The organism is Actinoallomurus spadix, from assembly GCF_024055725.1.
GTDB classification, from domain to species: domain Bacteria; phylum Actinomycetota; class Actinomycetes; order Streptosporangiales; family Streptosporangiaceae; genus Actinoallomurus; species Actinoallomurus spadix.
On record NZ_JAMXMX010000038.1, the window covers coordinates 48,337 to 63,091 of the forward strand.

Below are 14,755 nucleotides of genomic sequence, written 5' to 3' on the forward strand. Positions count from 1 at the left end.
CCCGGACATGCTCACCCGCGAGGCATCCTCGACCCGGACGTGGCGGCCGCCCTGGCCGGTCGACGTGCGCCTGACGCTGGCGCCGCACCGCCGGGGCAGCGGTGACCCCGCCTTCGCCGTGACGCCCGACGGGGCGGTGTGGCGGGCGTCGACGACCCCGGAGGGGCCGGGCACGCTGCGGTTGCTCGCCCGCGGCGACGTGATCGAGGCCGAGGCGTGGGGGCCCGGCGCGGCGTGGCTGCTCGACGGCGTGCCCGATCTCCTGGGCGCGGCCGACGACCCGGCGTCGTTCCGGCCGGAGCATGAGATCCTGCGCCGCGCGGCGCTGCGCCTGCGGCACTTCCGCGTCGGCCGGACCCGTAATGTCTTCGAGGCGCTCGTCCCGGCGGTCCTGGAGCAGAAGGTCGTCGGCAAGGAGGCCTGGCGGGCCTGGCGTTACCTGGTGCGCCGGTTCGGCGAGCCCGCGCCCGGCCCGCTGGACCTGTGGGCGCCGCCCCCACCCCGCACCTGGGTGACCATCCCGTCCTGGGAGTGGCACAAGTCGGGCATCGAGGCGGTCCGGGCCCGTACGATCATCGGCGCCGCGCGGGTGGCGGGCCGGCTGGAGTCCGGCGACACGCTGGAGCTGGACCGGCGGCTCCGCTCGCTGAGCGGCATCGGCGTGTGGACGTCGGCGGAGGTCCGCCAGCGGGCCCTCGGCGACGCCGACGCGGTCTCGGTCGGCGACTACCACATCCCCGGCATCGTCGGCTGGGCACTGAGCGGCCGGAAGGTCGACGACGCGGGCATGCTGGAGCTGCTCGCGCCCTATGCCGGGCACCGGTACCGCGTGACCCGCCTGCTGGAGCTGTCCGGCGCGGCCCCGCCGCGCCGCGGCCCGCGCATGCCGGTCCGCGACTACCGCCACTTCTGACCGGTCCGGGGGCAGCGCGAGGACCGGATACCGGCCGGGCGTATGTTGCCCTCATGAGTGATCCGATCGTCCCGGCACCCTCGCCCACCGCCCTCCGCCGTGCGCTCGCCCGCGTGCGCGACGGCAAGTCGATCGACGTGTCCGAGGCCGAGGTGCTGCTGCACGCCCGCGGCGAGGACCTGGAGACCCTCCTGACGTACGCCGCCCGCGTCCGCGACGCGGGCCTGGAGGCCGCCGGCCGGCCCGGTGTGATCACCTACAGCCGCAAGGTCTTCATCCCCCTGACGCGCCTCTGCCGCGACCGGTGCGGCTACTGCACGTTCGCGACGGTCCCCGGCCGGCTGGAGGCGCCCTATCTCAGCCCCGACCAGGTCCTGGAGATCGCCCGCCAGGGCGCCGCGCTGGGTTGCAAGGAGGCGCTGTTCACCCTCGGCGACCGGCCGGAGGACCGCTGGAGACAGGCGGGGGAGTGGCTGCACGCGCACGGCTACGACGACACGCTCTCGTACGTGCGCGCCATGGCGATCCGCGTCCTGGAGGAGACCGGGCTGCTGCCGCACCTCAACCCCGGAGTGCTGGGCTGGCGGGACCTGCAGCGGCTGCGGCCGGTCGCGCCGTCCATGGGCATGATGCTGGAGACGACGTCCCGGCGGCTCTTCGAGGAGAAGGGCGGCGCCCACTTCGGGTCCCCGGACAAGGACCCGGCCGTACGCCTGCGGGTGCTGGAGGACGCGGGCCGCTCGAACGTGCCGTTCACGACCGGGATCCTCATCGGCATCGGCGAGAGGGTCCGCGACCGCGCCGAGTCGATCTTCGCCATCCGCAAGGTGATGCGGGAGTACGGCGGGATCCAGGAGGTCATCGTCCAGAACTTCCGCGCCAAGCCGGACACCAAGATGCGCGCCACGCCCGACGCGGAACTGGAGGAGCTGGCCGCGACCATCGCCGTGACGCGCGTCGTCCTGGGGCCGAAGGCGCGGGTGCAGGCCCCGCCGAACCTGGTCGACGCCGAGTACGCCCTGATGCTGCGGGCGGGCATCGACGACTGGGGCGGCGTCTCACCGCTCACCCCGGACCACGTCAACCCCGAGCGGCCGTGGCCGCAGATCGAGGAACTGGCCGCCCGTACCGCCGACAGCGGCTTCACGCTGCGGGAGCGCCTCACGATCTACCCGGAGTACGTCCGGCGCGGCGAGTCCTGGCTCGACCCCCGTCTCGCCGCCCACGTCGCCGCGCTGGCGGGCCCGGACGGCCTGGCCCGCGAGGACGTCACACCGGCCGGCCTGCCCTGGCAGGAGCCGGACGGGAGCTGGGGCGAGGCGGGGCGCACCGACCTGCACGTCGCGATCGACTCCGAGGGCCGTACGAAGGACCGCCGGGACGACTTCGATGAGGTGTACGGCGACTGGTCCGAGGTGGGCACCCGGATCCGCCCGGCGGAGCGGTTCGACGCCGACGTCGCGGCGGCGCTGCGGAGCGCCGAGCGCGACCCGGGCGGCCTGTCCGACGAGGACGCCCTCGCACTGCTGCACGCCGACGGCCCCGAGCTGGAGGCCCTGGCCCGGCTGGCCGACGACCTGCGCCGCGACGCCGTCGGTGACGACGTGACCTACGTCGTCACCCGCAACATCAACTTCACCAACGTCTGCTACACCGGCTGCCGGTTCTGCGCGTTCGCCCAGCGTCGTACGGACGCCGACGCGTACACGCTGTCGATCGAGCAGGTCGGGCGGCGGGTCGATGAGGCCTGGGCGGCCGGGGCGACCGAGGTGTGCATGCAGGGCGGCATCCACCCGGACCTGCCGGGCACCGCGTACTTCGACCTCGCCCGCGAGGTGAAGCGGCGGGCGCCGGAGATCCACATGCACGCCTTCAGCCCGATGGAGGTCGTCAACGGCGCCGCCCGGACGGACCTGTCGATCCGCGACTTCCTGCTGGAGGCGAAGGCGGCGGGCGTGGACTCGCTGCCCGGCACGGCCGCCGAGATCCTCGACGACGACGTGCGCTGGGTGCTCACGAAGGGCAAGCTGCCGACGTCGGCGTGGGTCGAGGTGGTCACCACCGCCCATGAGGTCGGCCTGCCGACGACGTCCACGATGATGTACGGCCACGTGGACACCCCGGCGCACTGGGTCGCGCACCTCAAGCTGATCCGCTCGATCCAGGAGCGCACCGGCGGCTTCACGGAGTTCGTGCTCCTGCCGTTCGTGCACCACAACGCGCCGATCTACCTCGCCGGCCTGGCCCGGACGGGGCCGACGGCCCGGGAGAACCGCGCCGTCCACGCGCTGGCCCGCATCCTGCTGCACGGGGCGATCCCGAACATCCAGTGCTCGTGGGTGAAGCTCGAGGACGACCTGTGCGCGCAGGTCCTGCGGGGCGGCGTCAACGACCTCGGCGGCACGCTCATGGAGGAGACGATCAGCCGGATGGCCGGGTCGGAGAACGGCTCGTTCAAGACGATGTCGGCGCTGGAGGAGCTCGCCGCGAAGGCCGGGCGCCCGGCGCGGCAGCGGACGACGCTGTACGGCCCGGTCCCGGAGGAGCGGCGCGCCGCGGCCCGCCGGACGGATGGCGTCGGCCACTTCCTCCCGGTCGTCGGCTGACGCCGTCCCCGGAGAAGGACCGTGCCTCCGGAGGCGGCTGGGCCTCCGGAGGCACGGAACAGATTCGAGACGCTCAGGCCCAGGCGAGGCAGGTGCTGGGCACCCAGCCCACGATCTTGGCGTGGCCCTTGGGCTTGTAGGTGATGTGGTCCCAGTAGTTCTTCCAGCCGCTCCTGTCCTTGCAGGATCCCTTGAAGTTGTACTTGCCGCCCTTCTGGAACTTGTCCGAGCAGACGACCTTGCCGCGGGGCAGGACGCCGAGGGCGGTCGCGCTGATCTTCTTGGACGTGCGGATCTTGACGTTGTACCGGGCCTTGAGGCGGTACGTGCAGGACGCGGCCGACACGTCCGAGTGAGAGGAGGTGGCGGCCGAGGCGATGGGGGCCGTGCCGAGGCCGGTGATGGTCAGCGCGGCGGCCGCCGCACCCGCCACCAGAAGCTTCTTCATGGGGGAGTCTCCTTTTCGATCATCTCTACCGCCGGTCCGGGCACCCTGTGTCGGCGCTCGGTCACAGGCGGGATGACGGGAATGAAGCTAGTCGGCGCTCCCGGGATACGGCGAGATCCAAATGACTCAATTGCGAGACCTGAATTAGACCTGGAGTCCTAAAAGGCTCTGAAGTTCCGCAAGATGGCAGCGGGCCGAGCCGGGAGTCTGGTAGAGGACGGACGCGAGCGCGCTATTCTCCGGATCATGGCCGTGACCAGGAAGGACCCCCGGATCAGGCTGCTGGCCGCCGGTGCGGTGCTTCTCCTCGCCGGCCTGTCCGCCGGGTGGTACCTCCTGCGCGACCCCCCGCGGGCCTGCCGGGGCGAGACCCTGCCGGTCGGGGTGGTGGCCGCCCCGGACATCACGCCCGCGCTCGCCGCGCTCGCCGCACGCTTCAACGTGCAGCCCCACGAGATCGGCGGGCGGTGCGCCCGGATCGAGGTCGAGGCGCGGGACCCGGGTACGGTCGCCCGTTCCCTCGCCAAGGGTGACGTGTCCGGGGTGGACGCCTGGGTCCCCGACTCCTCGATGTGGCTCGTCCGCGCCCGCGCGACCGGAGCGCGGACGGCCGGTTCCGGGTCGCCCCTCGCCGCGACCCCGGTGGTGATCGCAGCGCCGCGCGCCGTCGCCGCCGAGCTGCGGGACGACGGGATCCCCGCCGGCTGGCGCCTGCTGGAGAAGGCCCCACTGCTCGCGGCGGTGCGCGTCCTCGACCCGGCGCGCAACGCCGCCGGCGCCGCGGTGGTCCTGGCCGCCCGCGCCACGATCGGCCGCGTCACGGCGCCGCGCGCCCCGGACCCCGCACGCCTCTACGCCTCCTTCGCGGGGCTGAAGGACCTCCGCCGCCCTCTCGTCGCCGCCTCCGAACAGTCGGTCGTCGCCTACAACGACGCCCACCGGCCCAACCCGGCGTCGGTCATCGTCCCCGAAGAGGGCACCCTCCTGCTCGACCACCCGTTCGTCGCGGTGAGCACCGACCCGCTGCGCGCCCAGGCCGTCGACGCGTTCCGCTGGGCCCTGCGGGCGCGGCAGGCCGCCGACACCTTCCAGTGGTACGGCTTCCGCACGCCGGACGGCCGGCTGGGCGCCCGCGACGCGACCCGCCTCGGCCTCCGCGCGACCCTCCCCAAGATCCTCCCGCCCCCGGCCCCGGACCAGGTGGCGTCGGCCATGCGCGGCTGAGAGCCGCCGGCGCCGAGGATGTCCGTCGTTCCGGCGACGGACATCCTCGGCGCTCAAGACGCCGACCGCTCGGCCCCCCAGTCCCAGAGCGCCTGCAACACGGGGCCGAGGCGCTCACCGTGCGGGGTCAGCCGGTAGCGGGTCCGGGGCGGCACACCGCTTTCACGATGACGCTCCAGCACGCCGGCCTCGACCAGGTGGGCCAACCGGTCGGACAGCACCTTGTCCGAGAGCCGGGGCAGTGCCCGGCGGAGGTCGCCGTAGGAACGCTCGCCTCGGAGCAGTTCACGGAGCACCAGGGTCGTCCAGCGACCACGCAGGGCCGCGAGCGTGATCTCCACCGGGCAGGTCGGCGTCGGCTCGGCGACCTCGGCGCGTGGGTCGTCGGGCAGTCCCGGGTGGGACTCACTCACCGTTTGGTGAGTCATGACGGCGCCTCCTAACGTCTGCCGCGTCCGAGTGAAGTCCACTCGTCAAGGAGAAGATGCATGATGCGACTCGCGGATCGCCCCGAGGACGTTCCCCTGGTCTTCGCGGACCGGTTCAACCGCGGTGACGCCGCCGCGGTGGCGGAGGTCTACGAGAGCGGAGCGGTCTTCATCCCCCAGCCGGGGAGCCCGGTGACCGGTTCGGCGATCCATGCCGCCAACGCCCGGTTCCTGGAACGGGGACTCCCGATCAGGGTCCTTCCCCGGCACGTCTACACCACCGGTGACCTCGCCCTGCTGATCGTCGACTGGACCATCGAGGGCACGGACCCGGGCGGCCGGCGGGTGCGCATCGAGGGCACCGCCACCGACGTCACCCGCCGCGGACCCGACGGTCATTGGCGCTACGCGATCGACAACCCTTTCGGCACCGGGCAGGGCATGACCTCGTGAGCGCCGACGATCCCCGTCGCTGCAACGCCGGAGATCCTCGGCCGGACCGGGGTGAGCGGGTTGCTCTCCCGGAGGCAGCCCGCTGCGGTTCAGCGGCGGAGGATGAAGTCGTCGGGGTCGCGGGGCGGGCGGTCGCGCGGGGGAGCGGCGGGGTGGCCGACGCCGACCGCGCCCATCGGGTCCCAGTTCGGTGGCAGGCCGAGCGTCTCGCGCACGACGTCGGCGCAGAAGAGCGTGCTCGACACCCAGCAGGAGCCGAGCCCCTCGACCGCCAGCGCGACGAGGAGGTTCTCCACCCCCGCGCCCATCGCGACGAGGAACATCTCCCGCTCGGCGCGGGAGCGGCGCGGGTCCGGGTAGTCGTGCGCGCCGTCCGCCACCAGGCACGGCACGACGAGGTACGGGGCGCGGCGCAGCACCTCGCCGCGCCGCAGCCGCCGGGTGATCGACTCCTCGCTGAAGCCGTCGCCGCGCAGGTCGGCCTCCCAGGCGTCGCGCATCGCGTCGAGCAGCCGGTCCTTGTGCTCCTCGACGAGCACGAACCGCCAGGGCGTCGTGTGGTGGGGGGCGGGCGCGGTGATCGCGGCGGCGACCGCCCGGCGGACCGCAGCCGGGTCGACCGGCTCCGGCGCGAACTCCCGGACCGTGCGGCGGGCCGTCAGGACGTCCGACGAGCCGTACCGGAACATGTCCTCGTCGGCGGACCGTACGAGCGCCCGCGCGCCCGGCCCGTCCTCGTCGGTCACGAGGCCGGTCAGGCCGCGGACGACCGCGACCGGGACGCCGGCGAGCTTGCCCTTCACGAGTTCGGCGGCCGAGGCGATCTCGTCGGCGACCGAGACGACCGTGGCGTCGAGCCGGTTGCCGTACGCGTCGACGCGGCCCCGCAGGTCGTCCACCGGCGCGACGCCGGCCGCGCCGATGGCGGCGTCGGTGAGGCCCAGCCGCCAGGGGCGGCCGAGCGTGTCCGAGACGATCACGCCGACCCGGACTCCGGTCAGCTCCCGCAGGCGCGCGCGGACGCGCCGCGCGGACGCGTCCGGGTCCTCGGGCAGGAGCAGCACCGTGCCGGGCTCGGTGTTCGAGGCGTCCACGCCCGCGGCGGCCAGGACGAGGCCCTGACGGGTCTGCACGATCCGGGTGGCGCCCCGGCGGGCCACGACGCGCGCGGTCTCGGCGTCGATCGCCTTCTCCCGGTCCTCGGCGACCAGGATCCGTCCCTCCGCCTTACTGATGATCTTTGAGGTGATGACGACCACGTCGCCGTCCCGGAGATCCGCCCCGGCGATCAGTTCCGCGACGTCGTCGCCCTGACGGACCTCCGGGAGGCCGCCGACGCCGAACACCTCGTATCTCACGCGAGCTCCCCGGCGAGGTCGATGGCGGCGCGGGCGATGTCCGCGGCCGCGTCCACGTCCGTCATCAGCAGCGGCCGGGCGCGGACGGCGATGCCGCCGAGGTCGCCCTCGAGGGCGGCGTCCGCCGTGTCGACGAGCCACCCGTCCAGCAGTTCGGCCCCGTAGTGCGCGGCCACGGCGCCGGCGGAGGTCTCCACGCCGATCGCGGTGAGGCAGGCGTCGGCCATGCCGCGTACGGGCGCGCCGCCGATGATCGGGGAGACGCCGACCACGGTCTTGGCCGCGACAGCCGGGCGGATGCCCGGTACGGACAGGATCGTCCCGACGCTCACCACCGGGTTGGACGGCGGGAGGATCACGAAGTCGGCGGCGTCGATCGCCTCGAGGACGCCGGGCGCCGGCTTGGCGTCCTCGGCGCCGACCGCGACGATCGAGCGGGCCGGGACCTGCGCGTGCAGGCGCACCCACCACTCCTGGAAGTGGACGGCCCGCCGGCCCTGCTCGTCCTCGATCACGACGTGGGTCTCCACCCGGTCGTCGCTCATCGGCAGGAGGCGCACGCCCGGCTTCCAGCGGTCGCAGAGCGCCTCGGTCACGGCGGACAGCGGGTAGCCGGCGCCGAGCATCTGCGTGCGCACGATGTGCGTCGCGAAGTCACGGTCGCCGAGGGTGAACCAGGAGGGGCCGATCTCATGCGCCGCGAGCTCCTCGCGGATCGTGAACGTCTCGTCCGCGCGTCCCCAGCCCTGCTCCTCGTTGATGCCGCCCCCGAGGGTGTACATCACGGTGTCCAGATCGGGACAGACACGCAGCCCGAAGAGTGAAATGTCGTCGCCGATGTTGCCGATGACGGTGATGTCCGCCTCCGGGGCGGCCTGCCGTAGTCCGCGCAGGAAACGGGCTCCCCCGATTCCGCCCGCCAATGCCACGATGCGCATGCGGACAAGTCTGACACCTCGGGGAGTGGCGGATGCCCACGGGCCGCGGGCCGGTGTGCGAAGCTGGCGGGGATCCGATTACCGACAGGGAGTAAGCGCGTGAACAACGACGCCGCGCAGCGGCTACGGGGACCCGGCGCCTGGGTCCTCCTGGCTTCGGTGGCCCTGCAGTTCGTCAGTGGACTCATCGCCCTATCGACGGGCAGGGGGACGGACTTCAGCTACCGCGCCTACAACTTCGTCGCGTACGACAACTTCTTCGCGGGCCTGGCCGTCATCGGGGTGGTCGTGGTCGCGGTGGCGCTGGCGTCCCGGCTGGGCGGCGCCCCCGTGGCCCAGGCCCGCAACGTCGCCCTCGCGGGCGCGATCCTGCTCGGCGTGATGGGGCTGGTCGAGGTGATCGCCATCCTGGGCGGCCTCACGGCGGGCGGCGACAGCCCGGGCGTCATCCTCGATGTTCCGGCCAGCGCGAAATTCGCGATGTTTCTCTATGGTGTCGCAAAACTCGCCGTAGGGGCGGTGGCCACGTTCTACGCGTTCTCCACCTTCCAGTCGCTTCAGCCGGTTCCGCCCGCCGGGCCGCAGTATCCGCAGCAGGGTTATGGCCAGCCCGCGCAGCCGTACGGGCCGGCGTACGGTCAGCAGCAGCCTTACGGTCAGCCGGGACAGCCCTATGGGCAGCCCCAGGTGCAGCAACCGTACGGTCAACAGTCGCCATATCCCCAGCAGGGGTACGACCCGTCGGCCTACTATCAGCAGCGACCCGCCCAGCCCGCCCAGCCGGCGCCGCCCGCGCAGCCGGCCGGGCAGGGCGAGGGTGAGTGGACGCGTGCCTACGGCAGCACGGACCTGCCGGTGCCGAAGGAGACCTCGTCGGGGTCGGGGGAGTCGGATCAGTCGTCTTCCGCCGACCCCTACCGGCCTCCGGAGTAGTCGGCGACGGTAGGAACGCATAACCGCGGGATTCTGTGGAGTCACTGATCGTCTCCGCAGGTCAGCACGATTTTCGGTCGTGACACACCGCGCCGTGCCCATTCGGCTTGACGTCCCTGGTCATACACGCGTGTAATTTCATGGGTGTAGTTCTGCCTTCCCGGGGGACTGTGTCGGGGAAGGTGACCAGGGGGGGACTCCACGGGGCGAGGAGGTGCGTCTGTGAGCGAAGTGCTCATCCCGCTGGCGCACGGTGCAGACGGCGAAGAGTTGGGCTGGCAGGAGCGCGCGCTGTGCGCGCAAACCGACCCGGAAGCTTTTTTTCCGGAAAAGGGTGGCTCGACCCGTGAAGCCAAGAAAGTGTGCCGTGCCTGTGAGGTGCGGGCGGAATGCTTGGAATACGCGCTTGGGCATGACGAGCGGTTCGGGATCTGGGGAGGTCTGTCCGAACGTGAACGCCGAAAGCTCAAGCGCGCGGCAGGCTGAAACCCGCATACGCGGCGTGTGACGCCCGCGGTGACATTTCACCACCGGGGTCCTGCCGGACGGCTGACGCGGTCCGGCGGGCCCCGGCGGCACCGCACACCTCCGGCCGCTCTCAAGACGCTCTCAGGCGTCCCGCCGCTCTGAGGGGCTCCCAGGAATACGGCCGCGCTGAGGCGCTTTCAGGAGTACGGCCGCTCTTGAGACGCTCTCAGTCGTCGCGGGAGTCGTAGGTCGGATCGACGGACTCCGGAGCGAGGCCGAGCAGATCCGCGACCTCCTCGACGACCACGTCACGGACCAGGCGGGCGCGGTCGCGCTCGTCGTCGCCGCCCCGCGCCTCCACGGGCCGCCGGTACACCACGATCCGGGCCGGCCTGCCGTCCGCCGCGGGCAGCAGGCGCCCGAGCGGAACCGGGTCGGCGGGATCCGCCCACGGCTCGACGGGCGGCACCTCTTCGACGGCGAACTCGACACCCGTCAACTCGCGGCTCCACCGCTGCTCGAGCCGGCGCGCCTCGTCACGGACCAGATCGTCGAAGCGCTCGGCACGGGTCCGGGCGATCGGCGCATCGGGCGGCGTGAGCGGTCCGCGCATGCCGCGCCCACGGCGGTCGCGGCGGCGTGTGCTGGAGCGTGTCACCCGGGATCGCACTCCTTGAGCATAGTCCGGACCTCGCCTGACCGCCCTCCCGCACAAAGATCCGTTATGCGGTCGCGCGCCGGAAATACGGCGACACGAAGTGAGGATAGTGGCGCGGGAGCGGCAGGAGGAGATACGTTCCCGTCGTGAGCCCCGTCCGCATCTGCTCCCGCACCGCGTGCAAGCAGTCTGCTGTCTACACGCTCACGTACGTCTACGCCGACTCGACCGCTGTTCTGGGCCCGCTGGCAGCGTACGTCGAGCCGCACTGCTATGACCTCTGCGCCGAGCACGCCGAGCGCCTGACCGCCCCCGTCGGCTGGGAGCTCGTCCGCCTCCCCGCCGAAGAGTCCGAGCCGACCAGCGACGACCTCGAGGCCCTGGCCAACGCCGTCCGTGAGGCCGCCAAACCGGCCACGCCGCGGGAGGAGCCGGTCGGGCAGGGCATCGAGGTCGGCCGCCGCGGCCATCTTCGGGTCCTCCGCTCGGACACCCCGCTCCGCTCCGACACGCCCCGCAAGCCCTGATCCGCTCCCGGTAGGCTCATGACCGCAAAGCGACGACCGGGCCGTGAGCAGGGGGGCGCGCGTGGGCGACCTGGCCAGGATCTTCAAGGCGTACGACGTCCGGGGGATCGTCCCCGATGAGTTCGACGAACGGATAGCGGAGGCGACCGGCGCCGCGTTCGTGCGCGTCACCGGCGCCACGGCGATCGTCACCGCCCATGACATGCGCGCCTCGTCGGGGCCGCTGTCCGCGGCGTTCGCGCGGGGCGCCATCGCTCAGGGCGCCGACGTGACGGAGGCGGGTCTCGGCTCGACCGACCTGCTCTACTACGCCAGCGGCAGCCTCGGCCTGCCCGGCGCGATGTTCACCGCGAGCCACAACCCGGCCCGGTACAACGGGATCAAGCTCTGCCGGGCGGGCGCCCGGCCGATCGGCCGGGACACCGGGCTCACCGAGATCCGCCGGCTCGTCGAGGAGGGCGTTCCCGCCCATGACGGCCCGGCCGGCACGGTCCGCCGGCTGGACGTGCTCCCGGGGTACGCCGCGCACCTGCGGTCCCTCGTCGACCTGTCGGGCATCCGCCCGCTCAAGGTCGTCGTGGACGCCGGCAACGGCATGGCCGGGCACACGGTGCCGAGCGTGTTCGCGGGCCTGCCGATCGAGCCGGTCCCGCTCTACTTCGAGCTCGACGGCACGTTCCCGAACCACGAGGCCAACCCGATCGAGCCGGAGAACCTTCGCGACCTGCAGGCGGCGGTCCGCGAGCACGGCGCCGACCTCGGGCTGGCCTTCGACGGCGACGCCGACCGCTGCTTCGTCGTCGACGAGCGCGGCGAGCCGGTCACCCCGTCGGCGATCACCGCCCTGGTCGCCGTGCGCGAGCTGGCCCGGCACCCCGGCGCGCGGATCGTGCACAACCTGATCACCTCGCGGGCCGTCCCGGAGATCATCAGGGAGCACGGCGGTGAGCCCGTCCGCACCCGCGTCGGCCACTCGTTCATCAAGCAGACGATGGCCGAGACCGGCGCCGTCTTCGGCGGCGAGCACTCCGCCCACTACTACTTCCGCGACTTCTGGTTCGCCGACTCCGGCATGCTCGCCGCGCTGCACGTCCTGGCCGCGCTCGGCGGGCAGGAGCGCCCGCTGTCCGCGCTCCTCGCCGCCTACAGCCTGTACACCGCGTCCGGTGAGATCAACTCCGAGGTCGCCGACCAGGCGGCCGCGACCGCGCGGGTGCGCGCGGAGTTCGCCGGCCGGCCCGGCGTTACCCTGGACGAACTCGACGGCCTCACGGTCGGGCACGCCGACTGGTGGTTCAACCTGCGGCCCTCCAACACCGAACCCCTCCTCCGCCTCAACGCCGAGGCGGCCGATCCAGAAACCATGGCCGCGGTGCGCGACGAAGTGCTCGCGGTCGTCCGAAAGGAAGAAAGTTGAAGATCGACTCCTGGCTGCTTGACATCCTGGCCTGCCCCAACTGCCGGGGGGAGCTGAAGGCCGACGAGGCGGCCGACGAGCTCGTCTGCACCGGCACGTGCAAGTACGCCTACCCGGTGCGCGACGACATCCCGGTCCTCCTGGTGGACCAGGCGCGGACCCCGGCCTGAGATGAGCCCGGTCGAGGTCGACCCCGGCCGCCTCGACGACGCCGAGGCGCTGGCCGCCGCCGATCCCGCAGACCTGCTGCGGTGCGTCGCGTCGGCCGCGGCGCAGGTCCGCGAGGCCCGGCTGTACACCGCCGAGGCGGGCGTCGAACGCATCGCGCAGGGCGGCCGGCCCCGTGCCATCGTGGTGGTCGGCACCAGCGGCTCCGGCTTCGCCGGGGAGATGCTGGCGGCCGTCTGCGGCGAGGGTTGCCGGGTGCCGATCACGACGGTGCGCGGTCACCGGCTTCCCGGCTGGGCCGGCGCCGCCGACCTGGTCATCGCCGTGTCCGGGCCGGGCGGCACCGAGGAGACCCTGACGGCGGCCGTCGAGGCCGTGCGCCGGGGCTGCCGCCTGCTGTGCGTCGGCGCCGCCGGATCCCCGCTGGCGGACATCGCCGTCCAGGCGGGAATGCCGTTCGTGCCCGTACGGGCGGCCGGGCCGGAGCGGGCGATGCTGTGGGGCCTGACCGTTCCGCTGCTGCTGGCCGCCCGCGCCCTCGGGCTGACCGACGTCACCGCGGAGGTGCTCGAACGCACGGCCGGGGTGCTGGAGGACGTGAGCCACCAGTGCCGCCCGGCGAGCGAGTCGTTCGTCAACCCCGCCAAGCAGGTCGCCCTGGAGCTCGCCGGGTCGGTGCCCGTCATCTGGGGTACGTCACCGATGACCGGGGCGGCCGCCCACCGGTTCGCGAGCCGGCTCGCGGCCGACGCCGCCTGCCCGGCCGTCCACGGTGAGCTGCCGGCCGCCTGGCACGACCAGGCGGCGCTGTTCGACGGCCCGTTCGGCGCCGGATCCGGCGGATCCGGCGGGTCCGCGGAGGAGGACTTCTTCCGCGACCGGGTCGACGAACCGGAGCCGACCCGGCTGTCCCTCGTGCTCCTTCACGACGTGGAGGAGCATCCGCAGGTGACCAGGCGGCGGGAGATCGCCGCCGAGTTCGCCCGCGACCGTGCCGTACCCGTGGTGGAGCTGACGACCAGGGGAACCCATCCCCTGGAGCGGCTCGCCGGGCTCATCGCGCACATCGACTACATCAGCGTCTACCTGGCCCTGGCCGTCGGCGTCGACCCGTCGGCGACCATCCGGGAACCCGAAGAGAGGACCCCGTGAGTAACACCGGCCGCGCGACGGAGTGGGAGCGACCGTGAGTGCTGAAGGCGGTACCAAGGCGATCATTGCGGCACTCGGGGCGAACCTCGGTATCGCGGTTGCGAAGTTCGTGGCGTTCGCGTTCACCGGATCGGCGTCGATGATGGCCGAGGGGGTGCACTCGATCGCCGACTCGGGCAACCAGGGTCTCCTGCTGCTCGGCAGCAAGCGGTCCAAGCGGGCCAGGGACCGTGAGCACCCGTTCGGCTACGGCAGCGAGCGCTACTTCTACGCCTTCATCGTCGCGGTCGTGCTGTTCACCGTCGGCGCGCTGTTCTCGCTGTACGAGGGCTGGCACAAGGTCACCGATCCGCACGACGTCGAGGACCCGGTCTGGGCGTTCGGCGTGCTGATCTTCGCGATCCTCCTCGAGGGCTACTCGTTCCGTACGGCGATCAAGGAGGCGAGCCGGACCCGGGGCGGGCAGAGCTGGGTGTCCTACATCCGCCGCGCCAAGGCGCCCGAGCTGCCGGTCGTGCTCCTGGAGGACTTCGCGGCCCTGATCGGCCTGGTCATCGCCCTCGTCTGCGTCGCGCTCGCGGTCGTCACCGGGAACGGCGTCTGGGACGGCGTCGGCTCGATGGCCATCGGCGTGCTGCTGGCGTTCGTGGCGATCGTGCTGGCCACCGAGACGAAGAGCATGCTCATCGGCGAGGCGGCGTCCACGGAGGTGGAGAAGCGCATTCTGGCCGAGCTGGGGTCCGTCGAGCAGGTCGACCGGGTCATCCACATCCGGACTCTGCACGTCGGCCCGGAGGAGCTGCTCGTCGCCGCCAAGATCGCGGTCACCCATGACGACACCGCCGCCGAGGTCGCCAAGGCGATCGACGCGGCCGAGAAGCGCATACGTGCCGCCGTCCCGATGGCCCGTCACATCTACCTCGAACCCGACCTGGACCGCTCCGCCCTCTCCTCGGGCCAGCAGCCCTCGAAGTCCGGTCGCTCGGCCTGACACCGGCGCGGTAGCCGCTCCGACGGGCCCGATCCGCCCGCCGAGCATCGTGGCCCGCTCCCGCATGCCGACG

At 72.7% G+C, this 14,755-nt stretch carries 16 protein-coding genes; 11 read left to right on the forward strand and 5 right to left on the reverse strand.

Annotated features, from left to right (window positions below):
* The first annotated feature begins 7 nt into the window (after positions 1 to 7).
* Positions 8 to 913, forward strand: a complete 906-nt coding sequence (locus NE235_RS34730; RefSeq protein WP_252810698.1) for a DNA-3-methyladenine glycosylase family protein — start codon at positions 8 to 10, stop codon at positions 911 to 913.
* A gap of 53 nt (positions 914 to 966) precedes the next feature.
* Entirely contained in the window at positions 967 to 3,519 is a 2,553-nt protein-coding gene (locus NE235_RS34735) for a bifunctional FO biosynthesis protein CofGH (protein WP_252810700.1), read from the forward strand.
* A gap of 73 nt (positions 3,520 to 3,592) precedes the next feature.
* Here the strand turns inward: NE235_RS34735 and NE235_RS34740 are convergent, their stop codons facing one another.
* Complete coding sequence (locus tag NE235_RS34740; RefSeq protein ID WP_252810702.1) at positions 3,593 to 3,967, reverse strand: hypothetical protein; 375 nt, start codon at positions 3,965 to 3,967, stop codon at positions 3,593 to 3,595.
* A 246-nt stretch (positions 3,968 to 4,213) separates the two neighbouring features.
* On the opposite strand from NE235_RS34740, the gene NE235_RS34745 reads away from it, so the two are divergent.
* Complete coding sequence (locus NE235_RS34745) at positions 4,214 to 5,191, forward strand: substrate-binding domain-containing protein (RefSeq protein WP_252810704.1); 978 nt, start codon at positions 4,214 to 4,216, stop codon at positions 5,189 to 5,191.
* A 53-nt stretch (positions 5,192 to 5,244) separates the two neighbouring features.
* On the opposite strand, the gene NE235_RS34750 is transcribed toward NE235_RS34745, so the two are convergent.
* Positions 5,245 to 5,619, reverse strand: coding sequence for a winged helix-turn-helix transcriptional regulator (locus tag NE235_RS34750; protein ID WP_252810706.1), 375 nt, complete (start codon positions 5,617 to 5,619; stop codon positions 5,245 to 5,247).
* A gap of 60 nt (positions 5,620 to 5,679) precedes the next feature.
* Between NE235_RS34750 and NE235_RS34755 the strand changes: the two genes are divergently transcribed.
* Positions 5,680 to 6,072 carry a YybH family protein gene (locus NE235_RS34755; protein WP_252810708.1) on the forward strand — a complete coding sequence of 131 codons (393 nt, stop codon included), beginning with the start codon at positions 5,680 to 5,682 and terminating at the stop codon, positions 6,070 to 6,072.
* A gap of 89 nt (positions 6,073 to 6,161) precedes the next feature.
* Here the strand turns inward: NE235_RS34755 and NE235_RS34760 are convergent, their stop codons facing one another.
* Together NE235_RS34760 and cofD are read right to left on the reverse strand one after the other, a co-directional pair.
* Positions 6,162 to 7,430, reverse strand: a complete 1,269-nt coding sequence (locus tag NE235_RS34760) for a coenzyme F420-0:L-glutamate ligase (RefSeq protein WP_252810710.1) — start codon at positions 7,428 to 7,430, stop codon at positions 6,162 to 6,164.
* Positions 7,427 to 8,368: a 2-phospho-L-lactate transferase gene (cofD, locus tag NE235_RS34765; protein ID WP_252810712.1), complete on the reverse strand. Its 942-nt coding sequence runs from the start codon at positions 8,366 to 8,368 to the stop codon at positions 7,427 to 7,429. Before cofD ends, NE235_RS34760 begins: the two co-directional genes overlap by 4 nt.
* A gap of 99 nt (positions 8,369 to 8,467) precedes the next feature.
* Here cofD and NE235_RS34770 point away from each other — a divergent pair, with 99 nt between their 5' ends.
* Both NE235_RS34770 and NE235_RS34775 read left to right on the forward strand, forming a co-directional pair.
* A complete protein-coding gene (locus NE235_RS34770) occupies positions 8,468 to 9,301 on the forward strand; it encodes a hypothetical protein (protein WP_252810714.1) in 834 nt (277 codons plus the stop codon).
* 222 nt (positions 9,302 to 9,523) lie between these two features.
* Positions 9,524 to 9,787 carry a WhiB family transcriptional regulator gene (locus tag NE235_RS34775; RefSeq protein WP_252810716.1) on the forward strand — a complete coding sequence of 88 codons (264 nt, stop codon included), beginning with the start codon at positions 9,524 to 9,526 and terminating at the stop codon, positions 9,785 to 9,787.
* 208 nt (positions 9,788 to 9,995) lie between these two features.
* Here NE235_RS34775 and NE235_RS34780 read toward each other — a convergent pair whose 3' ends face one another.
* The gene (locus NE235_RS34780) at positions 9,996 to 10,382 is read right to left on the reverse strand and encodes a metallopeptidase family protein (protein ID WP_252810735.1); all 387 of its coding nucleotides are present in this window, start codon (positions 10,380 to 10,382) and stop codon (positions 9,996 to 9,998) included.
* Positions 10,383 to 10,573: 191 nt separating this feature from the next.
* Between NE235_RS34780 and NE235_RS34785 the strand changes: the two genes are divergently transcribed.
* The 5 genes from NE235_RS34785 (at position 10,574) to NE235_RS34805 (ending at position 14,682) form a co-directional block, all read left to right on the forward strand.
* The gene (locus NE235_RS34785; RefSeq protein ID WP_252785348.1) at positions 10,574 to 10,954 is read left to right on the forward strand and encodes a DUF3499 domain-containing protein; all 381 of its coding nucleotides are present in this window, start codon (positions 10,574 to 10,576) and stop codon (positions 10,952 to 10,954) included.
* A gap of 61 nt (positions 10,955 to 11,015) precedes the next feature.
* Positions 11,016 to 12,371 carry a phosphomannomutase/phosphoglucomutase gene (locus tag NE235_RS34790; protein WP_252810736.1) on the forward strand — a complete coding sequence of 452 codons (1,356 nt, stop codon included), beginning with the start codon at positions 11,016 to 11,018 and terminating at the stop codon, positions 12,369 to 12,371.
* Positions 12,368 to 12,541 carry a Trm112 family protein gene (locus tag NE235_RS34795; RefSeq protein WP_252810718.1) on the forward strand — a complete coding sequence of 58 codons (174 nt, stop codon included), beginning with the start codon at positions 12,368 to 12,370 and terminating at the stop codon, positions 12,539 to 12,541. The genes NE235_RS34790 and NE235_RS34795 overlap by 4 nt, the downstream gene beginning before the upstream one ends.
* Before the next feature lies 1 nt (position 12,542).
* Positions 12,543 to 13,691, forward strand: a complete 1,149-nt coding sequence (locus tag NE235_RS34800) for an SIS domain-containing protein (RefSeq protein WP_252810720.1) — start codon at positions 12,543 to 12,545, stop codon at positions 13,689 to 13,691.
* Positions 13,692 to 13,725: 34 nt separating this feature from the next.
* The gene (locus NE235_RS34805; protein ID WP_252810722.1) at positions 13,726 to 14,682 is read left to right on the forward strand and encodes a cation diffusion facilitator family transporter; all 957 of its coding nucleotides are present in this window, start codon (positions 13,726 to 13,728) and stop codon (positions 14,680 to 14,682) included.
* The last annotated feature ends 73 nt before the right edge of the window (positions 14,683 to 14,755 follow it).